The sequence below is a fragment of the Streptomyces sp. NPDC057136 genome (genome assembly GCF_042670885.1).
Classification (GTDB): Bacteria; Actinomycetota; Actinomycetes; order Streptomycetales; family Streptomycetaceae; genus Streptomyces.
On sequence record NZ_JBHUUV010000066.1, the window covers coordinates 1 to 26787 of the forward strand.

3 protein-coding genes are annotated in these 26787 nt (G+C 72.5%); all 3 read left to right on the forward strand.

Annotated elements, in window-relative coordinates; all coding sequences use genetic code 11:
- The coding region (locus ACFT7S_RS37395) for an SDR family NAD(P)-dependent oxidoreductase (protein WP_382740624.1) at positions 1 to 8934 on the forward strand (8934 nt) is incomplete at its 5' end.
- The gene (locus ACFT7S_RS37400; RefSeq protein ID WP_382740626.1) at positions 8931 to 25778 is read left to right on the forward strand and encodes an SDR family NAD(P)-dependent oxidoreductase; all 16848 of its coding nucleotides are present in this window, start codon (positions 8931 to 8933) and stop codon (positions 25776 to 25778) included. The genes ACFT7S_RS37395 and ACFT7S_RS37400, both read left to right, overlap by 4 nt.
- 23 nt (positions 25779 to 25801) lie before the next feature.
- A partial coding sequence (locus ACFT7S_RS37405; RefSeq protein WP_382740629.1) for a beta-ketoacyl synthase N-terminal-like domain-containing protein occupies positions 25802 to 26787 on the forward strand: 986 nt, incomplete at its 3' end.

Consider the following 26787-nt stretch of genomic DNA (forward strand, 5'->3'; position numbering starts at 1 on the left):
GACCGGACCCAGTTCACGCAGGCCGCGCTGTTCGCCGTCGAGGTCGCCCTGTTCCGGTTGGTGGAGTCGTGGGGTGTGAAGCCGGACTTCGTGGCCGGGCACTCCATTGGTGAGTTGGCCGCCGCCCATGTGGCTGGTGTGTTGTCGCTGGAGGATGCGGGCAGGCTGGTCGCTGCTCGTGGTCGTCTGATGCAGGGGTTGCCGGCGAGTGGGGCGATGGTGTCGCTTCAGGCGTCGGAGGGTGAGGTGTTGCCGCTGCTGACTGATGGTGTGGATATTGCGGCGGTCAACGGCCCCAGGGCTGTGGTGATTTCCGGTGATGAGGATGCCGTTCTGGCGGTGGCTGGGCGGTTTGAGAAGTCGAAGCGTTTGACGGTCTCGCATGCGTTCCACTCGTTCCGGATGGACGGGATGCTGGCCGATTTCCGGAAGGTCGCGGAGTCGCTGACCTTCCGGGCGCCGCAGATTTCGATGAGGGGTGAGGTGACGTTGCCGGAGTACTGGGTGCGTCATGTCCGTGAGGCGGTCCGTTTCGAGGACGAGGTCAAGGCCCTGCATGCTGAAGGGGTTCGTACGTTCCTGGAGTTGGGTCCGGGTGGTGTGCTGACAGCGATGGCGCAGGACTGCCTGCCCGACACCGACGGCCTGGCGTTCATCGCGGCGCTGCGCAAGAACCGCCCCGAGCCGGAGGCCGTGGTCTCCGCCCTGGCGCAGCTGCATGTCCACGGCACCGAGGTCGACTGGCCGGCGTTCTTCGCCGGGACCGGGGCCCAGCGCGTCGACCTGCCCACGTACCCCTTCCAGCATCAGCGCTTCTGGCCGCGCGGCTCGGCGGTCACCACGGATGTGGCCGGGCTGGGGCTCGGTTCCGCCGAGCACCCCCTGCTCGGTGCCGCCATCGCGCTGCCGGACTCCGACGGCTTCATGCTCACCGGCCGGCTCTCGCGTCAGACCCATGAGTGGCTGGCGGACCATGCCGTGGCGGGCACCGTGCTGGTGCCGGGTACCGGACTCGTCGAGCTGGCGATCCGGGCCGGCGACCAGGTCGGCTGCGACCTGCTCGAAGAGCTGACCCTGGAGGCGCCGCTGACCCTGCCCGAGCGGGGCGGGGTGCAGTTGCGGGTCACCGTCGGTGAGGCGGACGGATCGGCGCGCCGCGAGGTGCGGGTCCACTCGCGCCCCGACGGTGCCCCGGCGGAGAATCCGTGGACCCGGCACGCCGCGGGCACACTGACCACGACGACGGGCGCGACGGCACCGGATGCCGACCTCACGCAGTGGCCGCCGGCCGGTGCCAAGGCCGTCGCGGTCGACGGACTGTACGACGAACTGGCCCAGACCGGGCTGGAGTACGGGCCGGCGTTCCGCGGCCTGCGGGCTGCCTGGCGCAGCGGCGAGGACGTGTTCGCGGAGATCGCCCTGCCGGGTGACGCGGAGCGTGAGGCGGCCGCCTTCGGGCTACACCCCGCGGCCCTGGACGCGGCGCTGCACGCCATCGGCCTGGGTGACTTCGTGGAGGACGACGGCCGTCCCCGGCTGCCGTTCTCCTGGTCGGGCGTCGCGCTGCACAGCGTCGGGGCGGCGCAGCTGCGGGTGCGGATCTCGTCGCGCGGTCGGGACGAGGTGTCACTGGCGGTCGCCGATGGCACGGGTGCGCCGGTTGCCACCATCGACTCCCTGACACTGCGTCCCATCGACACCGAGCAGCTGGCCACCGCTGCCTCCGCCCTGCAGGACTCGATGTTCCGGCTGGACTGGGCAACGGTCGCGGCCGCGGTCGCGGACTCCGGCTCCAGCTCCGACTCCGACTCCGACTCCGGATCCGACGGGGCCGGGCGGCCGGGCGGCCGGTGGGCCGTGCTCGGGGCCGACCCCATCGGCGTGGCCGACGCGCTGGCGGACGCCGGCATCGAGACGGAGCTGTGGGCCGACCTGCAGACGCCTGCGGCTCAGCTGCCGGACGTGGTGCTGGTGCCGTGCTCCCCGGGCGACGCGGCGTCGCCGGTGAGCGCCGGGCAGACGCACGAGGCCGCGGCGCGGGCGCTGGGACTGGTGCAGCGCTGGCTGGCCGAGGAACGCTTCGCCGCCGCGCGTCTGGTGCTGGTGACGCGGCGGGCGGTGGCCGCTGACGCCGCCGAGTCCCCGGCCGACCTGGCGCATGCCGCCGTGTGGGGGCTGGTGCGTTCGGCGCAGTCGGAGAACCCGGATCGGCTGGTGCTGGTCGACGTCGACGGCTCGGCCGAGTCGTGGCGCGCGCTGCCGTCCGCCCTCGGGACCGGCGAGCCGCAGCTGGCGCTCCGGGCGGGCGAGCTGCGCGTCCCCCGGCTGGCGCGCGTCGGCTCCGGCACCGCGCTGACGCCCCCGGCGGACACCGATGCCTGGCGACTGGACTTCGTCGGCAAGGGAACGCTGGAGGGGCTGTGCTTCGTGCCGAACGAGCAGGCGGCCGCGCCGCTGATGCCCGGGCAGGTGCGGGTCGAGGTGCGGGCCGGTGGCCTGAACTTCCGTGATGTGCTCAACGTCCTGGACATGTACCCGGGCGACGCAGGTCTGCTGGGGCTGGAAGGTGCCGGTGTCGTCGTCGAGGTCGGCGAGGGCGTGACCGATCTGGCCCCCGGCGACCGGGTGATGGGCATGCTGTCCGGCTCCTTCGGACCGCTTACCGTCACGGACCGCCGGCTGGTGGCGCGGATGCCGAGGGGCTGGACGTTCGCCGAGGCGGCCGCGGCTCCGGTGGTGTTCCTCACGGCGTACTACGCGCTGGTGGACCTGGCGGGACTGAAGTCCGGCGAGTCCGTGCTGGTGCACGCCGCTGCTGGTGGCGTCGGCATGGCCGCGGTGCAGCTGGCCGGGCACCTGGGTGCCGAGGTCTACGGCACCGCGAGCCAGGGCAAGTGGGGCACGCTGCGCGAGCTGGGCCTGGACGAGGCGCACATCGCCTCCTCCCGCACCCTGGATTTCGAGGCCGGCTTCCTGGCCGCGACATCCGGCCGTGGCGTGGATGTCGTCCTGGACTCCCTGGCCGGGGAGTTCGTGGACGCCTCGCTGCGGCTGCTGCCGCACGGCGGACGCTTTGTGGAGATGGGCAAGACCGACATCCGTGACGCCGACGAGGTCGCTGCGGCGCACCCCGGCGTCTCGTACCAGGCGTTCGACGTGATGGACGCCGGGCCGGACCGTATTCAGCAGATGCTCGGCGCACTGCTGGAGCTGTTCGAGAGCGGCGCGCTGCGGCCGTTGCCGGTCACCGCCTGGGATGTACGGCGGGCGCCGGAGGCATTCCGTCACCTGGGCCAGGCCAAGCATGTCGGCAAGGTCGTGCTCACCGTGCCGAGGGCTTGGGACGCCGACGGCACGGTGCTGGTCACCGGCGGCACCGGTGGCCTCGGCCGGATCGTGGCCCGGCATCTGGTGGCCGAGCACGGGGTGCGGCAGTTGCTGCTGACGAGCCGGCGCGGTGGCGACGCCCCCGGCGCCGCCGAGCTGTGCGCCGAACTCGCCGAACTGGGCGCCGAGGTGACCGTCGCAGCCTGCGATGTGGCCGACCGCGACGCGGTGGCCGCGCTGCTGGCATCCGTGCCCGTCGCGCACCCGCTGACCGGCGTCGTGCACGCCGCCGGTGTGCTGGACGACGGAACGATCGACTCCCTGAACCCGGAGCGGCTGGCGACGGTGTTCCGGCCCAAGGTCGACGCCGCGCTCCACCTGCACGAGCTGACCGCCGGGCTGGACCTCGCCGCCTTCGTCCTGTTCTCCTCCGCGGCCGGAGTCTTCGGCAACCCGGGCCAGGCCAACTACGCGGCGGCCAACGCCTTCCTGGACGCCCTCGTCCAGCACCGGCGCGCGGCAGGGCTTCCCGGGACCTCCCTCGCGTGGGGTGCCTGGGCGCAGGACAGCGGCATGGTGGGCGAACTGACCGCCGCCGACCTGGAGCGCCTGGTCCGCTCGGGCACCCCGGCGCTGTCCGTGGCCGACGGCCTGGCACTCTTCGACGCCGCGCACCGCACCGCGGAGCTGGCGCTGGTGCCGATGCATCTGGACACCACGGCCATGACCGCGCACGGCGGCGAGGTCCCGGCCCTGCTCAGCGGCCTGGTGCGCACCAAGGCGCGGCGGACGGCCGCGGGCGGCACCGCCGCCGTGGACGGACTGCGGCAGCGCCTCGCCGGACTCGGCCCGGACGAGCGGGAGCGCCTGCTCCTCGAACTGATCCAGTCCAACGTCGCGGTCGTCCTCGGCTACGCCGGGGCGGATGCGGTGGAGGCGGACTGGTCGTTCAAGGAGATCGGGTTCGACTCGCTGACGGCGGTCGAGCTGCGGAACCGGATGAACGCGGTCACGGGGCTGCGGTTGCCCGCCACCCTGGTCTTCGACTACCCGACGCCCGCCGCGCTCACCGCCCACCTGCACGACGAACTGGTGGGCGGCCGGGACGAGGAACTGCGGCCGGTGTCCGGCGGACGTGCTTCCCTCGACGACGATCCGATCGCGATTGTGGGGATGAGTTGTCGGTTCCCGGGTGGGGTGTCGTCGCCGGAGGAGTTGTGGCGGCTGGTGGTCGATGGCGAGGACGCGATGTCGACGTTCCCGTTGGACCGTGGCTGGGATGTGGCGTCGTTGTACGACCCGGAGGCGAGTCGTCCGGGGACGTCGTACACGCGTGATGGTGGTTTCCTGCATGAGGCGGCGGAGTTCGATCCGGGTTTCTTCGGGATCTCGCCGCGTGAGGCGCTGGCGATGGATCCGCAGCAGCGGTTGCTGCTGGAGGCGTCCTGGGAGGCGTTCGAGCGGGCCGGGATCGATCCGGGCACGCTGCGCGGCAGCCACACCGGTGTCTACGCCGGCGTGATCTACCACGACTACGGTGCACGGCTCGGCTCGTCGGTGCCGGACGGCGTGGAAGGCTTTCTCGGGACGGGTACCTCGGCCGGTGTGCTCTCCGGCCGGGTGTCGTACTCGCTGGGTCTTGAGGGTCCGGCGGTGACGGTGGACACGGCGTGTTCGTCGTCGCTGGTCGCCCTGCACCTGGCCGTGCAGGCGCTGTGGCAGGGCGAGTGCGAGATGGCGCTGGCCGGTGGCGTGACCGTGATGTCCACCCCCAACACGTTCATCGACTTCTCCCGTCAGCGCGGGCTGGCGCGGGACGGCCGCTGCAAGGCTTTCGCCGGTGCGGCGGACGGCACGGGCTGGGGCGAGGGTGTCGGCATGCTCGTGGTGGAGCGGCTGTCGGACGCCCGGCGCAACGGTCACCAGGTGCTGGCCGTCATCCGGGGCTCGGCGATCAACCAGGATGGTGCGAGCAACGGTCTGACGGCGCCGAACGGTCCGTCCCAGCAGCGCGTCATCCGCCGGGCCCTGGCGAATGCCGGGCTGACCGCGACGGATGTGGACGCGGTGGAGGCGCATGGCACGGGTACCCGGCTGGGTGACCCGATCGAGGCGCAGGCGTTGCTGGCCACCTATGGCCAGGACCGGGCGGAGAACGAGCCGTTGTGGCTCGGCTCGATCAAGTCGAACCTGGGTCACACGCAGGCCGCGGCGGGTGTCGCCGGTGTGATCAAGATGGTCATGGCGATGCGGCACGGTGTTCTGCCCAAGACCCTGCATGTGGATGAGCCCACGCCGCAGGTGGACTGGGCCGAGGGTGCGGTGGAGCTGCTGACGGAGGCCAGGGAGTGGCCGACGGAGGCCGAACGCCCCCGTCGTGCGGGTGTGTCGTCGTTCGGCTTCAGTGGCACGAATGCGCATGTGATTCTGGAGCAGGCGCCGGAGGCTGAGGCGTCTGCGGTGGGTGGCATTGAGTTGCCGGTGGTGCCGTGGGTGGTGTCGGGCAAAACGCCGGAGGCGCTGGACGCGCAGGTCGAGCGGGTGCGCCGGACGGGTGCTGAACTCGACCCGGTGGATGTCGGGTTCTCGCTGGTGACGAGCCGTTCTGCTTTCGAGTACCGGGCTGTGGTGGTCGGGTCGGAGACGGTGTCGGGCCGGGTGCTGGGTGGCCGGCTTGCGGTGTTGTTTACGGGTCAGGGTGCGCAGCGGGTTGGTATGGGCCGTGAGCTGCACGCCACCTTCCCGGTGTTCGCGGCGGCGTTTGATGAGGCGTGTGGGGCGCTGGGGCTGGACGCCGAGGTGTTCGGCCAGGCGGAGCTGCTCGACCGGACCCAGTTCACGCAGGCCGCGCTGTTTGCTGTCGAGGTGGCGTTGTTCCGGTTGGTGGAGTCGTGGGGTGTGCGACCGGACTTTGTCGGTGGGCACTCCATCGGTGAGCTGGCTGCCGCCCATGTGGCGGGTGTGTTGTCGCTGGAGGATGCGGGCAGGCTGGTCGCCGCTCGTGGTCGTCTGATGCAGGCGCTGCCGGCGGGTGGGGCGATGGTGTCGCTCCGGGCGGCCGAGGACGAGGTCAGGCCGCTTCTGACCGACGGTGTGGACATCGCGGCGGTCAACGGCCCTGGGGCTGTGGTGATTTCCGGTGATGAGGATGCCGTTCTGGCGGTGGCCGGGCAGTTTGAGAAGTCGAAGCGGCTGACGGTCTCGCACGCGTTCCACTCCTCCCGGATGGACGGGATGCTGGCGGACTTCCGGAAGATTGCGGAGTCGCTCACGTTCCGGACACCGAAGATCGCGATGACCGGTGAGGTGACGTCGCCGGAGTACTGGGTGCGTCATGTCCGTGAGGCGGTCCGTTTCGAGGACGAGGTCAAGGGGCTGTACGCCGAGGGTGTGCGGACGTTCCTGGAGTTGGGTCCGGGTGGTGTGCTGACAGCGATGGCGCAGGACTGCCTGCCCGACATCGACCCGGACACGGTTGCCTTCATCCCCGCGCTGCGGAAGAACCGTCCCGAGCCGGAGGCAGTGGTTTCCGCTCTGGGCCGGGTCCACATCACCGGGAACACGGTCGACTGGCCGGTGTTCTACGCCGGGACCGGTGCTCAGCGCGTCGACCTGCCCACGTACCCCTTCCAGCGCCAGCACTACTGGCTGGAGGCCACGGCGGAGCCGGACCAGGGGATGGGCCTGGCGGCCCAGGATCCCTGGCGGTACCGGACGGTGTGGTCCCGCATGGTGGAGGGCACGCCGCGCGCGCTGTCCGGGGCGTGGCTGGTGGTCGCGCCCGCCGGGTGCGGTGGCGACGGCTGGGTCGAGCGTTCGGCCCTCGCCCTGGGCGAGGCGGGTGCGCAGGCCGTGACCGTGGAACTGCGGCCAGGCGACCGGCACATGGTCGCCGCGCGGTTGCGGGCGGCCCTCGACGAAGCGTCCGTGGACGTGGCGTCCGTCGCCGGGATCCTGTCCTGGGCGAGCGGTTCGGCCGCACTGCCCGTGGTGCCGCTGGTGCAGGCCCTCGGTGACACGGGTGTGCGCGGGCGGCTGTGGCTGGCGACGCGGGGCGCGGTCTCGGTCGGTGGCGCCGACCGGATGGACAACCCGGAGCAGGCGCAGCTGTGGGGGCTCGGCAGGGTCGTGGGCTTCGAGCACCCGGAGCGCTGGGGAGGTCTGGTCGATGTACCCGAGTCCGTGGCCGAACGTGCCGTGTCCCGGCTGATCGGCGTGCTGGCCGGACCGGCCGACGAGAACCAGGTCGCCGTCCGCGAGGCCGGGCTGTTCGTGCCGCGGCTGGTGCGGGCTCGGTCGAACCCGCAGGCGGGGGAGTGGGAGCCGCGCGGCACTGTGCTGCTCATCGGCGGGACCGGGGCCACCGGCGCGCGGGCGACGCGCATGCTGGCCGAACGCGGGGCCGAGCACCTGGTCACCATCACCTCCGCCGAGGCGGCCGACCGCGAGGCGTTTGCCGGGCTGCTGTCCGGGCTGCCCGCGGAGCACCCGCTGACCGCGGTGGTCCTCGCGGACGAGTCCGCCGAGCGCACTGGATCGGATGAGCCGGCCGGGGCCGATGGGGGCGCCTGGTCCGGGCTGCTGGACTCGCTCGATGCCGAGGCATTCGACCAGGCGGTCCGCACCCGCGTCGCCGCAGCCGCCAACGCGCATGAACTCACCGCGCATCTCGACCTGTCCGCGTTCGTCCTGTGCTCCTCGATCGTCGGCACGCTGGGCGGCCCCGGGCAGGGCGGCGAGGCCGCAGCGAGCGCCTTCTGGGACGCTCTCGCCCGGCACCGCCGCGACTGCGGCCTCCCGGCGACCGCCATCGCCTGGGGCCCCTGGGACGGCGAAAGCGCCGCCGAGGGCGACAACGGCGGGGACGACGACCAGGGCGGCCTGCACGGCCTTCCGGCGTCGGCCATCGCGGCGGTCACCGAGGTCCTGGCGGACGGCCAGGAGAACGTCGCCGTCGCCGAGATCGACTGGGCTCGCCTGCTGGACGGGTTCGCCGCGGCTGGATCCCACCCGCTTTTCCGCGAGATCCCCGAGGTCCAGCGGATCGAGGCGGAGCGGGCCGAACAGGCGCGGGCGGACGCGGAAGCCCTGGCCCAGCAGCTGTCGGGCCTCCCGGCAGCCGAGCAGACCGGTGTGCTGCTGGACCTGGTGCGGCTGCAGGCCGCCGCGGTGCTCGGCCATTCCGGGCCGGAGGCCGTCGAACCCGAACGGGCCTTCACCGACCTCGGCTTCGACTCCCTCACCGCTGTGGAGCTGCGGGACCGGATCACCCGGACCACCGGCCTACGGCTGCCCGCCACGCTGGTCTTCGACTACCCGACCCCGGTCGCGCTCGTCTCCCTGCTACGGGAAGAACTCGTGCCCGAAGCGGTCACAGCGAGCCGCCTCCAAGGCGAACTCGACCGGCTGGAGGCTGCGATCGGGGCGATGGACCACAACGAACTGGTGAGCATCCGGGTCGAGGAACGGCTCAGTGCGCTGCTGGCCAAGTGCGCGCGCGGCGAGCAGGACCGGACCGACGAGGTCGTCGCAGACAAGTTGCAGGACGCGACGGTGGCTGAAGTCTTCGACTTCATCGACAACGAGCTGGGGCTTTCCGAGATATGACCACGACGAACGACCGCGACAACTCGAAGGCTGAGTCGATGAACGATCAGCAGAAGCTGCTTGAGTACCTCAAGCGGGTCACCAATGACCTGCACCAGACACGCCGTCGGCTGCGTGAGGTCGAGACGGCCCTGCCCGAGCCGATCGCCATCGTCGGTATGAGCTGCCGCTACCCCGGCGGCGTCCGCTCGCCCGAGGAGCTGTGGGACCTGGTTGCCTCGGACGGCGACGGGGTCTCGGAATTCCCCCGCGACCGTGGCTGGGACGTCGACTCGCTGTACGACCCGACGGGCACCAAGCCCAACACCTCGTACACGCGCGAAGGCGGATTCCTGCACGACGCCGGTGACTTCGACCCGGCGTTCTTCGAGATCAACCCGCGCGAGGCGCTGGCGATGGATCCGCAGCAGCGACTGCTGCTGGAAGCTTCCTGGGACACCTTCGAGCGGGCGGGCATCGACATACCCGCGCTGCGGGGCAGCCGGACCGGCGTGTTCGCGGGCGTCGCCTATCACGATTACGCGACCTTCCTGGCGGCCGCGAACCCTGAGGGCATCGAAGGGTATTTCGGCACCGGCACGTCGAGCAGCGTCGCCTCCGGCCGCGTCAGCTACGTCTTCGGCCTCGAAGGCCCCGCCGTCACCATCGACACGGCGTGCTCGTCGTCGCTGGTCGCCCTGCACCTGGCGGCGCAGGCGCTGCGGCAGGGCGAGTGCGAGATGGCACTCGCCGGTGGTGCCACTGTGATGGCCACCCCCGGTACGTTCGTCGACTTCGCCCGACAGGGCGGCCTGGCCCCCGACGGGCGGTGCAAGGCGTTCGCCGGTGCCGCGGACGGCACCGGCTGGGCGGAGGGCGTCGGCATGCTGCTGTTGGAGAAGTTGTCGGACGCCCGCCGCAACGGGCACCAGGTGCTGGCCGTCATCCGGGGCTCGGCGATCAACCAGGACGGTGCGAGCAACGGCCTGACAGCCCCGAACGGTCCGTCCCAGCAGCGCGTCATCCGGCAGGCCCTGGCCGTCGCCGGGCTGTCTGCCGGGGACATCGACGTCGTGGAGGCGCACGGCACGGGTACGACCCTGGGCGACCCGATCGAGGCGCAGGCCCTCCTGGCCACCTACGGTCAGAACCGCCCCGAAGACCGCGATCCCCTCTGGCTCGGCTCGTTGAAGTCGAACATCGGGCACGCGCAGGCCGCCGCCGGTGTCGGCGGTGTGATCAAGATGGTCATGGCGATGCGGCACGGTGTGCTGCCCAAGACCCTGCATGTGGACGAGGCCACGTCGCACGTCGACTGGTCGGCAGGCGCGGTCGAGCTGCTGACCGAGGCCAGGGAGTGGCCGTCGGACGCGGAGCGTCCGCGTCGGGCGGGTGTGTCATCGTTCGGATTCAGTGGCACGAATGCGCATGTGATTGTGGAGCAGGCGCCGCAGGCCGAGGCTCCTGCCGTGGGTGAGGTCGAGCTGCCGGTGGTGCCGTGGGTGCTGTCCGGCAAGACGCCGGAGGCGCTGACCACGTCGATCGAGCAGCTGAGCGAGGCAGTGGCCGGCCTGGACCCGTTGGACGTCGGCTCCACCCTCGCGCGGCGGATGGCCTTCGAGCACCGCGCCGTCGCCCTCGACGGCGACCTCACCCGGCTGGTGTCGGGGCGGGTGCTGGGTGGCCGGCTTGCGGTGTTGTTTACGGGTCAGGGTGCGCAGCGGGTTGGTATGGGCCGTGAGCTGCACGCCACCTTCCCGGTGTTCGCGGTGGCTTTTGATGAGGCGTGTGGGGCGCTGGGGCTGGATCCGGCGGTGCTGGATGAGGCCGGGCGGTTGGATCAGACCCAGTTCACGCAGGCCGCGCTGTTCGCCGTCGAGGTCGCCCTGTTCCGGCTGGTGGAGTCGTGGGGTGTGCGACCGGACTTTGTCGGTGGGCACTCCATCGGTGAGCTGGCCGCCGCGCATGTGGCGGGTGTGTTGTCGCTGGAGGATGCGGGCAGGCTGGTCGCTGCTCGTGGTCGTCTGATGCAGGCGCTGCCGGCGGGTGGGGCGATGGTGTCGCTCCGGGCGGCCGAGGACGAGGTCAGGCCGCTTCTGACCGACGGTGTGGACATCGCGGCGGTCAACGGCCCTGGGGCTGTGGTGATTTCCGGTGATGAGGATGCCGTTCTGGCGGTGGCCGGGCAGTTTGAGAAGTCGAAGCGTTTGACGGTCTCGCACGCGTTCCACTCCTCCCGGATGGACGGGATGCTGGCGGACTTCCGGAAGGTTGCGGAGTCGCTCACGTTCCGGACACCGAAGATTGCGATGACCGGTGAGGTGACGTCGCCGGAGTACTGGGTGCGTCATGTCCGTGAGGCGGTCCGTTTCGAGGACGAGGTCAAGGCCCTGCATGCTGAAGGGGTTCGTACGTTCCTGGAGTTGGGTCCGGGTGGTGTGCTGACAGCGATGGCGCAGGACTGCCTGCCCGACATCGACCCGGACACGGTTGCCTTCATCCCCGCGCTGCGGAAGAACGAGCCCGAGTCCCGGTACGTAGTCTCCGCTCTGGCGCAGCTGCATGTCCACGGCACCGAGGTCGACTGGCCGGCGTTCTTCGCCGGGACCGGGGCCCAGCGCGTCGACCTGCCCACGTACCCCTTCCAGCGTCGGCGGTACTGGCCGCGCGGCACGGTCTCCGCCGTGGACGCGGGCGGTCTCGGCCTCGGCTCGGCCGATCACCCGCTGCTCGGGGCGGCCGTGGTGCTGGCCGGGTCGGGCGGCCACATCTTCACCGGCCGGCTCTCCCTGCACACCCATCCGTGGCTGGCCGACCATGCGGTGATGGGCTCGGCTGTGCTGCCGGGGACCGCGTTCGTGGAGCTGGCGATCCGGGCGGGCGACCAGGTCGGCTGCGACACGGTCGAGGAACTGACCCTGGAGACGCCGCTGGTCCTGCCCCAGCAGGGCGGCGTCCAGGTCCAGCTGGCGATCGGGGAGCCCGACGCGTCCGGTCGCCGTGAGGTGACCGTCTACTCGCGCCGGGAGGACGAGGCCCTCGATCAGCCCTGGACGCGGCACGCCACCGGCGCGCTGGCCACCACCGGGCAGGCCGCCGACTTCCGGATGGAGGCCTGGCCGCCGGCCGATGCCGAGGCCGTCGAGGTCGACGGCCTGTACGAGCGGCTGGCCGGGACCGGCCTGCAGTACGGGCCGGTGTTCCAGGGTCTGCAGGCCGCCTGGCGCATGGGCGACGAGGTCTTCGCCGAAGTGGTGCTGCCGGAGTCGGCGAACGAGGACGGCGCGGAAGGCGATGCCGCCGCGTTCGGCCTGCATCCGGCCGCGCTCGACGCGGCGCTGCACTCCCTCGCGTTCGTCGGTGGCGGTGACCCCGAGGGGGCCCGGCTGCCCTTCGCCTGGACCGGGGTGACGCTGCACGCCTCCGGTGCGTCGACGCTGCGCGTCCGGGTCTCGCCCGCCGGAGCCGACGGGGTCCGCCTGGCCATCGCCGACGGCACGGGCGCCCCGGTGGCCTCCGTCGAGTCGCTGGTGCTGCGCACCATCTCGGCGGATCAGGTCAATGCCGAGGCCGCCCGCCACGAGTCCCTGTTCCGTCTCGACTGGGCCGCGCTTCCGGCGGCTGCCCGCGAGGGCGGGGCGGACCAGGGCTGGGCGCTGCTCACCGACGACCGGTGGCGGGTCGAGGTCGCGGGCAGCGCGGCCGGTGTCGCCGCCGCGTACCCGGACCTGGACGCGCTGGCGGAGGCGGCCGCCTCCGGCGCCGCCCTGCCGGACGCGGTGCTGGTGGCCTGCGGACCGGTGCCGGGTTCTTCCGCGCACGACGCGACGGTGCGGGCACTGGACCTGGTGCAGCGCTGGCTGGCCGAGGAACGGTTCGCCTCCTCACGTCTGGTGCTGGTGACCCGGGGTGCGGTCGCGGTCGAAGCGACCGAGGATGTGTCCGACCTGGCGCACGCCGCCGTGTGGGGTCTGGTGCGCTCCGCTCAGTCCGAGAACCCGGACCGGGTCGTCCTGATCGACGCCGACGGTCCGGCCGAAGCCGACGGGGACGGCGAGAGCCTGCTGAGGGTGCCCGCGGCCGCGCTGGCCTGCGGTGAGCCGCAGCTCGCGGTCCGAGGCGAGCGGCTGCTCGTCGCACGCCTCGCCCGCGTGGCCACCGACGCCGTGCTGGCGCCTCCGGCCGGGGCGCCCGCGTGGCGGCTCGATGCCGCCGAGAAGGGCACGTTCGAGAACCTGCGGCTGGTCCCGGCCCCGGAGGCCACCGCACCGCTTCGGGCCGGTGAGGTGCGGCTCTCGGTGCGCGCGGCAGGCCTGAACTTCCGCGATGTGCTCAACGTCCTGGACATGTACCCGGGCGACGCCGGGCTGCTCGGATTCGAGGGCGCCGGTGTCGTCATCGAGGTCGGCGAGGGCGTCACCGACCTGGCACCGGGCGACCGGGTGCTGGGCATGCTGTCGACCGCGGGCTTCGGGCCCACGGCGATCGCCGATCGCCGACTGCTGGCGCGGATGCCGAGGGGCTGGACGTTCGCCGAGGCGGCCGCGGCTCCGGTGGTGTTCCTCACGGCGTACTACGCGCTGGTGGACCTGGCGGGACTGAAGTCCGGCGAGTCCGTGCTGGTGCACGCCGCCGCTGGTGGCGTCGGCTCCGCTGCCGTGCAGCTGGCCGGGCACCTGGGTGCCGAGGTCTACGGCACCGCGAGCCAGGGCAAGTGGCACCGGCTGCGCGAGCTGGGCCTGGACGAGGCGCACATCGCCTCCTCCCGCACCCTGGACTTCGAGGCCGGCTTCCTGGCCGCGACATCCGGCCGAGGCGTGGATGTCGTACTCGACTCCCTGGCCCGGGAGTTCGTGGACGCCTCGCTGCGGCTGCTGCCGCACGGCGGACGCTTTGTGGAGATGGGCAAGACCGACATCCGCGACGCCGACGAGGTCGCCGCCGCCCACCCCGGCGTCGCCTACCAGGCATTCGACGTCACGGATGCCGGGCCGGACCGGATCCAGGAGATCCTGACCGAGCTGCTCGGCCTCTTCGAGAGCGGCGCGCTGCGGCCGTTGCCGGTCACCGCCTGGGATGTACGGCGGGCGCCGGAGGCATTCCGATACCTGGGCCAGGCGAAGAACATCGGCAAGGTCGTGCTCACCGTGCCCCGGAGCTGGGGCGCCGACGGCACGGTGCTCGTGAGCGGCGCGACCGGAGCGCTCGGTGCGCTGGTGGCCCGGCATCTGGTGGCCGAGCACGGGGTTCGGCAGCTGCTGCTGACCGGCCGGCGCGGCATGGACGCGCCCGGCATGGCCGAGCTGCGCGCCGAACTCACCGGGCTGGGCGCCGAGGTGACCGTGGCCGCCTGCGACGTGGCGGACCGGGAGGCACTGGCCGCGCTGCTGGCCTCGGTGCCCGTCGCGCACCCGCTGACCGGCGTCGTGCACACGGCCGGTGTGATCGACGACGGCGTCATCGACGCGCTGACCCCGGGGCGGCTGGCGACGGTGTTCCGGCCGAAGGTCGACGCCGCGCTCCACCTGCACGAGCTGACCGCGGGGTTGGACCTGTCGGCGTTCGTGCTGTTCTCCTCCGCGGCCGGCACCCTCGGCAACCCGGGACAGGGCAACTACTCGGCCGCCAACGCCTTCCTCGACGCGCTGGCCCACCAGCGCCGTCGGGCGGGACTGCCCGCGGCCTCTCTCGCCTGGGGCCCCTGGGCGGAGGCCGAGGGCATGTCGGGCGGCCTCAGCGACGCCGATCTGGGACGCATGGCGCGCGAAGGCTTTGCGCCGCTGTCCGCCGAGGACGGGCTCGCGCTGTTCGACACGGCGCAGTCCGTCGACGAAGCCCTCACGCTGCCGATGCACCTGGACACCGCGGTGCTGGCGCCGCACGCCGACGAGCTGCCGCCGATCCTGCGCGGACTCGTCCGCGCGCCCCGCAGGCGGGCCGCCGAATCCGGCGCGGCCACGGCCGACTCGCTGACCGAGCGGCTCGCCGCCCTGCCGGAGTCCGAGCGGGACGCCACGCTGCTGGACCTGGTGCGCGAGCAGGTCGCGGTCGTCCTCGGCCATGCCGGGGCGGATGCGGTGGAGGCGGACCGGTCGTTCAAGGAGATCGGGTTCGACTCGCTGACGGCGGTCGAGCTGCGGAACCGGATGAACGCGGTCACGGGGCTGCGGTTGCCCGCCACCCTCGTCTTCGACTACCCGACGCCCGCCGCGCTCATGGCGTATATACGCCATGAGCTGGCCGGCGACCTGGCCAAGGCGGCTACCGCGGCCCGGATCACGACGGCGGACGACGATCCGATCGCGATTGTGGGGATGAGTTGTCGGTTCCCGGGTGGGGTGTCGTCGCCGGAGGAGTTGTGGCGGCTGGTGGTCAATGGCGAGGACGCGATGTCGACGTTCCCGTTGGACCGTGGCTGGGATGTGGCGTCGTTGTACGACCCGGAGGCGAGTCGTCCGGGGACGTCGTACACGCGTGATGGTGGTTTCCTGCATGAGGCGGCGGAGTTCGATCCGGGTTTCTTCGGGATCTCGCCGCGTGAGGCGCTGGCGATGGATCCGCAGCAGCGGTTGCTGCTGGAGGCGTCCTGGGAGGCGTTCGAGCGGGCCGGGATCGATCCGGGCACGCTGCGCGGCAGCCACACCGGTGTCTACGCCGGCGTGATCTACCACGACTACGGAACCCGACTGACGTCGGTGCCGGACGGCGTGGAAGCGTTCCTCGGGACGGGTACCTCGGCCGGTGTGCTCTCCGGCCGGGTGTCGTACTCGCTGGGTCTTGAGGGTCCGGCGATGACGGTGGACACGGCGTGTTCGTCGTCACTGGTCGCCCTGCACCTGGCCGTGCAGGCGCTGCGGCAGGGCGAGTGCTCGCTCGCCCTCGCGGGCGGTGTCACGGTCATGGCGACGCCCAATGCGTTCGTCGACTTCTCCCGGCAGCGCGGCCTCGCCCTGAACGGCCGCTGCAAGGCGTTCGCCGGTGCGGCGGACGGCACGGGCTGGGGCGAGGGTGTCGGCATGCTCGTGGTGGAGCGGCTGTCGGACGCCCGGCGCAACGGTCACCAGGTGCTGGCCGTCATCCGGGGCTCGGCGATCAACCAGGACGGTGCGAGCAACGGTCTGACGGCGCCGAACGGTCCCTCGCAGCAGCGGGTGATCCGTCAGGCGCTGGCCGGGGCCGGTCTGGCGACCACCGATGTGGACGCGGTGGAGGCGCATGGCACGGGTACCCGGCTGGGTGACCCGATCGAGGCGCAGGCGTTGCTGGCCACCTATGGCCAGGACCGGGCGGAGAACGAGCCGTTGTGGCTCGGCTCGATCAAGTCGAACCTGGGTCACACGCAGGCCGCGGCGGGTGTCGCCGGTGTGATCAAGATGGTCATGGCGATGCGGCACGGTGTGCTGCCCAAGACCCTGCATGTGGATGAGCCGTCGCCGCAGGTGGACTGGGCCGAGGGTGCGGTGGAGCTGCTGACGGAGGCCAGGGAGTGGCCGACGGAGGCCGAACGCCCCCGTCGTGCGGGTGTGTCGTCGTTCGGCTTCAGTGGCACGAATGCGCATGTGATTCTGGAGCAGGCACCGGAGGCCGAGGCTCCTGCCGCGGGTGATGTCGAGCTGCCGGTGGTGCCGTGGGTGGTGTCGGGCAAGACGCCGGAGGCGCTGGACGCGCAGATCGAGCGGGTGCGCCGGACGGGTGCCGAACTCGACCCGGTGGATGTCGGGTTCTCGCTGGTGACGAGCCGTTCTGCCTTCGAGCACCGGGCGGTGCTGGTCGGGTCGGAGACGGTGTCGGGCCGGGTGCTGGGTGGCAAGTTGGCGGTGTTGTTTACGGGTCAGGGGGCGCAGCGGGTTGGTATGGGCCGTGAGCTGCACGCCACCTTCCCGGTGTTCGCGGCGGCGTTCGATGAGGCGTGTGGGGCGCTGGGGCTGGATCCGGCGGTGCTGGATGAGGCCGGGCGGTTGGATCAGACGCAGTTCACGCAGGCTGCGCTGTTTGCGGTCGAGGTGGCGTTGTTCCGGTTGGTGGAGTCGTGGGGTGTGCGACCGGACTTTGTCGGTGGGCACTCCATCGGTGAGCTGGCTGCCGCCCATGTGGCTGGTGTGTTGTCGCTGGAGGATGCGGGCAGGCTGGTCGCTGCTCGTGGTCGTCTGATGCAGGGGTTGCCGGCGGGTGGGGCGATGGTGTCGCTTCAGGCGTCGGAGGGTGAGGTGTTGCCGCTGCTGACTGATGGTGTGGATATTGCGGCGGTCAACGGCCCCAGGGCTGTGGTGATTTCTGGTGATGAGGGTGCTGTCCTGGCGGTGGCTGGCCGGTTTGAGAAGTCGAGGCGTTTGACGGTCTCGCATGCGTTCCACTCGTTCCGGATGGACGGGATGCTGGCTGATTTCCGGAAGGTCGCGGAGTCGCTGACCTTCCGGGCGCCGCAGATTTCGATGAGGGGTGAGGTGACGTTGCCGGAGTACTGGGTGCGTCATGTCCGTGAGGCGGTCCGTTTCGAGGACGAGGTCAAGGCCCTGCACGCTGAAGGGGTCCGTACGTTCCTGGAGTTGGGTCCGGGTGGTGTGCTGACAGCGATGGCGCAGGACTGCCTGCCCGACATCGACCCGGACACGGTTGCCTTCATCGCGGCGCTGCGGAAGAACCGTCCCGAGCCGGAGGCCGTGGTTTCCGCTCTGGGCCGGGTCCACATCACCGGGAACACGGTCGACTGGCCGGCGTTCTACGCCGGGACCGGTGCTCAGCGCGTCGACCTGCCCACGTACCCCTTCCAGCGCCGGCACTACTGGCTGGCCTCCGGGGGGTCCGCGGTCGGGGATCTGGCGGCGGTCGGTCTCGGTGCAGCCGAGCATCCCTTCCTCGGTGCCGCGGTCGCGCTGCCGGACTCGAACGGTTCGCTGCTGACGGGCAGGGTGTCGGTGGACGCGCAGCCGTGGCTGGCCGACCACGTCGTCGCCGGGGCCGTGCTGGTCCCGGGCACGGCCCTGATCGAGCTGGCCATCCGGGCCGGCGACCAGGTCGGTTGCGACACCGTCGAGGAGCTGACGCTTCAGGCGCCGCTGGTCCTGCCCGAGCGCGGAGGCGTGCAGCTGCGCGTCTCGATCGGCGAGGCCGACGCCGGGGCCCGCCGGAGCGTGGACATCTATTCGCGTCCGGAGGACGCGACGGACGACGAGCCGTGGGCCTGCCACGCCTCGGGTGCGGTGGCACCGGGTCCTCCGGCAGCCGCGGGAGTCGATCCGGCGGTCTGGCCGCCGGAGGGTTCGGCCCCCGTCCCGGTCGAGGACCTGTACGCCCGGCTCGCGGCGAACGGGCTGGAGTACGGGCCGGCGTTCCGGGGGCTCACCGCCGCCTGGAGCCGGGACGGCGAGGTCTTCGCCGAGGTGGCGCTGCCCGAAGGCGCGGAGGCGGAGGCCTTTGGCCTGCACCCCGCACTGCTGGATGCCGCGCTGCACGCGCTCGCGTTGGGCGACTTCGTGGCGGACGACGGCCGTCCCCGGCTTCCGTTCGCGTGGTCCGGGGTCACCCTCCACGCCACCGGTGCCACCGTGCTGCGTGTGCGGGTCACCCGGTCCGGCGGCGAGAGCGTTTCGCTGGCCATCGCCGACGGCTCCGGTGCGGCGGTCGCCACCGTCGACTCGCTCGCCGTGCGGCCGGTCTCGGCCGATCAGCTCCAGCGGGCGGACGACGTCTACCGGGACTCGCTGTTCCAGGTCGACTGGGCGACGGTGACGGTGCCCCGTGGGGCGGACGCCGCGGACGCGGGCCGGTGGGTGTTCCTGGGCCGGGATGTGCCCGATCTCGCCGCCCTCGCTGCCTCGATCGAGGCAGGCGAAGCCGCCCCCGACGTCGTCGTGGCCCCCTGTGCGGCCGCCGCGGGTGAGAGCGTGCCCGCCGCAGCCAGGGCTTCCGCGCATGCCGCGCTGGAGCTGGTGCAGAGCTGGCTGGCGAACGACGGCTTCGCCGACGCCCGGCTGGTCGTGCTGACCCGTGGCGCGCTCGCGGATCCGGTGCTGTCGGCGGTGTGGGGCCTGGTGCGCTCCGCGCAGTCGGAGCACCCGGGCCGGATCGTGCTGGCCGATGTGGACGGGCACGAGGAGTCCCTGGCGGCGCTGACCGCCGCGGTCGTCAGCGGTGTGGAGCACCAGCTGTCGATCCGCGAGGGCGTGGTGCGGGCGCCGCGTCTGGCGCGTGTCAGCCGCTCCCCGGAGTCGGCGGCCGCACGCCTGGACAGCGACGGCACGGTGCTGATCACCGGTGGCACTGGTTCGCTGGGTGCGCTGGTGGCCCGGCATCTGGTGGCTGAGCACGGGGTTCGGCAGCTGGTGCTGACCAGTCGTCGTGGCCTGGACGCCCCGGGTGCCGTCGAGTTGCGGGCCGAACTGGCCGGGCTGGGCGCCGAGGTGACCGTGGCTGCCTGCGATGTGTCGGACCGGGAGGCACTGGCCGCGCTGCTGGCCTCGGTGCCGGTCGAGCACCCGCTGACCGGGGTCGTGCACACCGCCGGTGTGCTGGACGACGGAACGATCGACTCGCTGACCCCGGAACGTATCGACCGGGTCTTCCGGCCCAAGGCGGACGCGGCCTGGCTGCTGCACGATCTCACCCAGGACCTGGACCTCACCGCGTTCGTGCTGTTCTCCTCGGCCTCGGGCGTCTTCGGCAGTGCCGGACAGGGCAACTACGCGGCGGCCAACGGCTTCCTGGACGCGCTGGCGGAGCTGCGCGCGGCGTCCGGCCTGCCGGCCACCTCGCTGGCCTGGGGCCTGTGGGCGCCGTCCGCCGGGCTGTCCGGCGGCATGTCCGAGAGCCTCGACGAGGCCGACCTGGCTCGGATGGCTCGGGGCGGCGTACTGGCCCTGACCGCACAGGACGGCCTGGCGCTGTTCGACCTCGCGGGCTCGGTGGCCGGGGCTGCGCTGCTGCCCGTGAGCCTGGATCTGCCGGTGCTGCGTGCGGCGGCGGGCTCGGGCGCGTTGCCTCCGCTGCTGCGCGGCCTGGTCCGTACGACGGTACGGCGCATCGCGGACGGCGGCCGGGCCGACACCGTCCGCCGGCGACTGCTGGACGCTCCGGAGGGCGAGCGCGCGGCGCTGCTGCTCGAGCTGGTGCGCGACGAGGTGGCCGCCGTACTCGGCCATGCGTCGGGTGCGGTGATCGAGGAGGAACGGGCGTTCAACGAGATCGGCTTCGACTCGCTGACCGCCGTCGAGCTGCGCAACCGCCTGGGCGAGGCGACCGGGATAAGGCTGCCCGCCACGCTGGTCTTCGACTACCCGACCCCCGCGGCCATCTCCGGCTATCTGAAGGAGGAACTGCTCGGCACGGGCGCGGAGGCGCCGGTGGCACCCCGGGCCTCCGCCGCGGTGGACGGCGACCCGATCGCGATCGTCGGCATGGCCTGCCGCTACCCGGGAGGCGTCGGCTCCCCCGAGCAGCTGTGGTCGCTGGTGGCGTCCGCGGGCGACGCGGTCTCGGGCTTCCCGACCGATCGCGGCTGGGACCTGGAGGGGCTCTACGACCCCGACCCGGACAAGCCGGGCAAGAGCTATGCGCGGGAGGGCGGCTTCCTGCACGAGGCCGCCGAGTTCGACCCGGCGTTCTTCGGGATCAGCCCCCGCGAGGCGACGGCGATGGACCCGCAGCAGCGGCTGCTGCTGGAAGCGGTGTGGGAAGCGTTCGAGCGGGCCGGGATCGACCCGGTGTCGGCTCGCGGCAGCCGCACCGGAGTCTTCGCGGGTTCGATGTACCACGACTACGCGACGCAGCTGGGCGGTTCGATACCCGAGGGTGTGGACGGCTTCGTGGGCACCGGCACGGCCGGCAGCGTGGTGTCCGGCCGGGTGAGTTACGTCTTCGGTCTTGAGGGCCCAGCTGTCACCATCGACACGGCCTGCTCGTCGTCCCTGGTGGCGCTGCACATGGCGGTGCAGGCACTGCGGGCCGGCGAGTGCGACATGGCGCTGGCCGGCGGTGTGACCGTGATGGCCACCCCGGGCACGTTCATCGACTTCTCCCGGCAGCGGGGGCTGGCGCGGGACGGGCGCTGCAAGGCGTTCTCCGCGTCGGCGGACGGTACCGGCTGGGCCGAGGGCGTCGGCATGCTGCTGGTGGAGCGGCTGTCGGACGCGCGGCGCAACGGTCATCAGGTGCTGGCGGTGGTGCGTGGCTCGGCGATCAACCAGGATGGTGCGAGTAATGGTCTGACGGCGCCGAACGGTCCGTCGCAGCAGCGGGTGATCCGGCAGGCGCTGGCCAATGCTCGGCTTGAGCCCGGTGATGTGGACGTGGTCGAGGCGCATGGCACGGGTACGACGCTGGGTGACCCGATCGAGGCGCAGGCGTTGCTGGCGACTTACGGGCAGAACCGGCCGGAGGATGCCGAGCCGTTGTGGCTGGGGTCGTTGAAGTCGAACATCGGGCACAGCCAGGCGGCGGCCGGTGTCGGTGGTGTGATCAAGATGGTCATGGCGATGCGGCACGGTGTGCTGCCCCGGACCCTGCACGTCGGGGAACCGAGCCCGCACGTGGACTGGGAGTCGGGGGCGGTCGAGCTGCTGACCGAAGCCCGCGACTGGCCGGAGGCCGGCCGTCCGCGCCGCGCCGCAGTGTCCTCGTTCGGCTTCAGCGGCACCAACGCCCATGTGATCCTGGAGCAGGCGACGGCCGACGAGCCCGCCCCGCGGCAGACCGCGACCGACGCTCCGGTGGTCCCCTGGGTGCTGTCGGCCAGGAGCGGTACCGCGCTGCGGGCCCAGGCCCAGCGGCTGCTGGCCCACCTCCAGCAGCAGCCCGGCACCGCGTCCGTGGACATCGCGGGCTCGCTGGCGCTCGGCAGGGCCTCGTTCGAGCACCGGGCGGTCGTGGTGTGCGCCGAGCGGGACGACCTGCTGGCCGGCCTGACCGCGCTGGCGCGTGGCGAGTCGGCGCCGAACCTCGTGGAGGGCGTCGCCGGGGCCGTGGGCAAGGCCGCGTTCCTCTTCCCGGGCCAGGGGTCGCAGTGGGTCGGCATGGCGCTCGACCTGTTCGACTCCTCGCCGGCCTTCGCGGAGCGGCTCGGCGAATGCGCCGCCGCACTGGAACCGTTCACCGACTGGTCGCTGTTCGACGTGCTGCGCGGCGAGGCGGGGGCACCCACCTTCGACCGGGTCGATGTGGTGCAGCCCGTGCTGTTCGCCGTGATGGTCTCGCTCGCCGAGGTGTGGCGCTCGCTGGGCGTCGAGCCGGGCGTGGTCGTCGGCCACAGCCAGGGTGAGATCGCCGCCGCGTGCGTGGCCGGGGCGCTGTCGCTCCAGGACGCGGCACGGGTGGTGGCGCTACGCAGCCAGGCGATCGGCGTCCTGTCCGGCCGCGGCGGGATGCTGTCCGTCGCGCTGCCCGAGGAGCAGGCGGCGGAAAGGATGGAGCGTTGGGGCGGGCGGCTCTCGGTTGCCGCCGTCAACGGCTCCACCTCGGTCGTGATCTCCGGCGACCCCGAGGCGCTGGACGAACTGGCCCAGGAGTGCACGGCCGAGGAGATCCGCAACCGCCGGATCGCCGTCGACTACGCCTCGCACTCCGCCCATGTGGAGGAGATCGAGGAGCGGCTGCTGGAACTGCTCGCCCCGATCGAGCCGCGCACCTCCCGCATCCCCTTCTACTCCACGGTGGACGGGGAGTTCATCGACACCGAGCGGCTGGACGCCGCCTACTGGTACCGGAACCTGCGGCAGACCGTCCGGTTCGCGGACGCCATCCGCGACCTCGCCGGTCAGGGCTTCGGTACGTTCGTCGAGTCCAGCCCGCACCCGGTGCTGACACTGGGCGTGCAGCAGACGCTGGACGAGACCGGCAGCGACGCCGTCGTGGTGGGCACACTGCACCGCGGCGACGGCGGACGCAGCCGTCTGCTGACGTCCCTCGCCGAGGCGTACGTCCGCGGCGCCGCTCCCGACTGGGCCGCGGTGCTCGACGGGACCGGCGCGCGGCGGGCCGACCTGCCGACGTACGCCTTCCAGCGGCAGCGCTACTGGCTGACCGGCACCGCCACCGGCGGGGGCGACGCGGCGTCGATCGGTCTGGGCAGCACCGGGCACCCGCTGCTGAGCGCCGCGGTGGCCCTGCCCGACTCCGACGCGGTGCTGCTGGCCGGCCGGGTCGGCCAGGACACCCACCCGTGGCTGGCGGACCACGCCGTCATGGGCACGGTGCTGCTTCCGGGAGCCGCACTGGTGGAGCTGGCGCTCCGGGCGGGCGGCCAGGTCGGGTGCGCTCTGGTGAGCGAACTGACGCTGGAGGCGCCGTTGGTGCTGCCCGACACGGGCGGCGTCCAGCTGCGCGTCTCGGTCGGTGAGCCGGACGACGACGGGCATCGCCCGGTGGTGATCCACTCCCGGCGGGAGGACGCCGAGGCCGAGCAGCCCTGGACCCGGCACGCGTCCGGCACACTGGCCGAGGCCGGGCCCGAGGCAGAGGAGGCGGCGCACAACTGGCCGCCGCTCGGCGCGGAACCGGTCGACGTCTCCGCCCTGTACGACGAACTGGCCACGGCCGGACTGGAATACGGGCCCACCTTCCAGGGTGTGCGGGCCGCCTGGCGCGCGGGCGACGAGGTCTTTGCCGACGTGGCCCTGCCCGAGGGCGTGGAAACGGACACCTTCGGGGTGCACCCGGCGCTGCTGGACGCGGCGCTGCACGCGATCGGCCTGGGCCGGTTCGTGGACGACGCCGGGGCGGGCGACGGCGGTGCGCCGCTGCCGTTCGCCTGGTCCGGGGTCGCGCTGCACGCCGCCGCCCCGGGCGCCAGGGCGCTGCGGGTGCGGCTGTCCGGGGCCGGGACGGACGCGGTGCGGGTGCGCGTCGCCGACGGTGAGGGCTCCCCGATCGCGTCGGTGGACTCGCTCGTGGTGCGCAGGATCTCCGCCGAGCAGCTCGCGGCCGCGGGCGGCGAAGGAGCGGACTCGCTGTTCCGCCTGGAGTGGCTGTCCGAGCCGCTCCTGTCCGGCACCCCGGCCGCCAACTGGGCGGTCCTCGGCGAGGACCCGCTCAAGATCGGTGTCGCGCTGAGCGGTGCGGGCGCACCCGTCAGCACGCCCGACGACCTGGCGGCCATCGGCGAAACCGTCCCGGACCTGGTCGTCGCCTGCTGCGCCGGGCAGACCTGGACCGATGACCGGGCCGCCGCGGCCCGCGGTGCGGTGCACCGCACGCTCCGGCTGGTGCAGGAGTGGCTAGCCGACGACCGGTTCGCCGCGTCCCGGCTGGTGATCGTCACCAGCGGCGCGGTCGCCACCGGGCCGGCCGACGGGATCCCGGCCGACCCGGCGCAGGCGGCCGTATGGGGCCTGGTGCGCTCCGCGCAGTCGGAGAACCCCGGCCGCCTCGTGCTGGTGGACCTCGACGACCACGACGCCTCGCTGCGCGCCTTCCCGGGTGCGGTGGCAGGCGGCGAGGAGCAGCTGGCGATCCGTGCGGGCACGGCGTTCACGCCCCGTCTCGCCCGGGTCGCCGCCCCGGCCACCGGGGCCGGGCAGCGGGCGGACCGGGACCCGGAGGGCACGGTGCTCGTCACCGGCGGCACCGGCACCCTGGGCGCGATCGTCGCCCGCCACCTGGTCACCACCCGTGGCGTCCGGCACCTGTTGCTGACCGGCCGACGCGGCCCGGACGCCCCGGGCGCCGCCGAACTGCGGGCCGAACTGGCCGCACTCGGCGCCGAGGTGACCATCGCCGCGTGCGACGCCGCCGACCGGGATGCGCTGGCCGCTTTGCTGGACGGCATCCCCGCCGCCCACCCGTTGACCGCCGTGGTGCACGCCGCGGGCGTGCTGGACGACGGTGTGATCGGGACCCTCACCGCCGACCAGGTCGACCGGGTGCTGCGTCCGAAGACCGATGCGGCATGGCATCTGCACGAGCTGACCGCAGGGCTGGACCTCGCCGCGTTCGTGTTGTTCTCCTCGGCGGCCGGTGTCTTCGGCGGTCCGGGCCAGGCCAACTACGCGGCGGCCAACGCCTTCCTGGACGCCCTCGCCCGGCAGCGCCGCGCGGACGGACTCCCGGCCACCTCGCTGGCCTGGGGCCTGTGGGAGGAGGCCGGCGACATGACCGGCCACCTCGACGACGGCGACATACGGCGCCTGTCGCGCGGCGGGGTCGCGGCTCTGACCTCCGACGAGGGCCTGGCGCTGCTGGACACCGCCGAGGCCCTGGACGAGGCCGTGCTGGTCCCCGTCCGGCTGGACCTTCCCGGGCTGCGCGAGCTGGCACGCGCCGATGCGCTGCCGCCCCTGCTGCGCGGCCTGGTCCGCACCCCGGCACGGCGCACGGCGGACGCATCAGGAGGCTCTGCGGACGCACTCCGGGAGCACCTGGCGGCCACGCCGGAGGACGAACGGTCCGCGCTGCTGCTGGATCTGGTGCGGTCCCAGGCCGCCTCCGTGCTCGGTCACTCCTCCGCGGACGCGGTCGAGCCGGACCGGGCGTTCCGCGAGGTCGGCTTCGACTCGCTGACGGCGGTGCAGCTGCGCAACCGGCTGACGGCGGCGACCGGGCTGCGCCTGCCCGCGACGCTGGTGTTCGACCATCCCACGCCCGCCGCGATCGCCGAGCTGCTGGGCACCGAACTCGCCTCCGACACCATGGGCGAGGAGCGCGCCGTGCAGTCGGTGATCGCCGAGATCGACACCTTGGAGCAAGCCCTGTCCGGCCTGGCGGAGGACGGTGACGGCCGGGATCGAGTGGCGGTCCGGCTGAACGCCCTGCTGGCCAAGCTGACCGCCGCGTCCGCAGCCGAAGGCGGCGCGGAGGACGAGACGGTCAGGGAAAAGATCGAATCCGCGACCGACGACGAGATCTTCGATCTCCTCGACGGCTTCGGGATCAACTGAGAAGAGACGACGAGAACATGGCCATGTCCAACGAGGACAAGCTCCGCGGGTACCTGAAGAAGGCTGCCGCCGACCTTCACGAGTACCGGCAGCGGCTGAACGATGCCGAGTCGAAGGCACGCGAGCCGATCGCGATCGTCGGCATGGCCTGCCGGTTCCCCGGCGGGATCGACGGCCCCGAGCAGCTGTGGGAGCTGCTCGAATCCGGCACGGACGCGATAGCTCCGTTCCCGGCCGACCGCGGCTGGGACCTGGAGGGGCTGTGGGACCCGCGCCGGGAACGGCGTGGGACCTCCTATGTGCACGAGGGCGGCTTCGTCGACGACGCGGCGGGCTTCGACCCGTCGTTCTTCGGGATCTCGCCGCGTGAGGCGCTGGCGATGGATCCGCAGCAGCGGTTGCTGCTGGAGACCTCGTGGGAGGCGTTCGAGCGGGCCGGGATCGACCCGGTGTCGGTGCGCGGCAGCCGCACCGGCGTCTTCGCCGGTGTGATGTACAAGGAGTACGCCTCGGATGTGCGGGCCGTGCCCGAGGGCATCGAGGCGTTCCTGGGCACCGGCACCTCCAGCAGTGTCCTGTCCGGCCGGCTCAGTTACGTCTTCGGACTCGAGGGCCCGGCGGTCACGTTGGACACCGCCTGCTCGTCGTCGCTGGTGACCCTGCATCTCGCGGCGCAGGCACTGCGGCAGGGCGAGTGCGACATGGCCCTCGCGGGCGGCGTCACGGTGATGGTCTCGCCCAACACCTTCATCGACTTCAGCCAGCAGCAGGCGCTGGCCGCAGACGGGCGCTGCAAGCCGTTCGCGGCCGCGTCGGACGGCACCGGACTGGCCGAGGGTGTTGGTGTGCTGCTGGTGGAGCGGCTGTCGGATGCGCGGCGCAAGGGTCATCAGGTGCTGGCGGTGGTGCGTGGGTCGGCGGTGAACCAGGACGGTGCGAGCAACGGCCTGACCGCGCCGAACGGTCCGTCCCAGCAGCGCGTCATCCGCCAGGCCCTGGCTAACGCTCG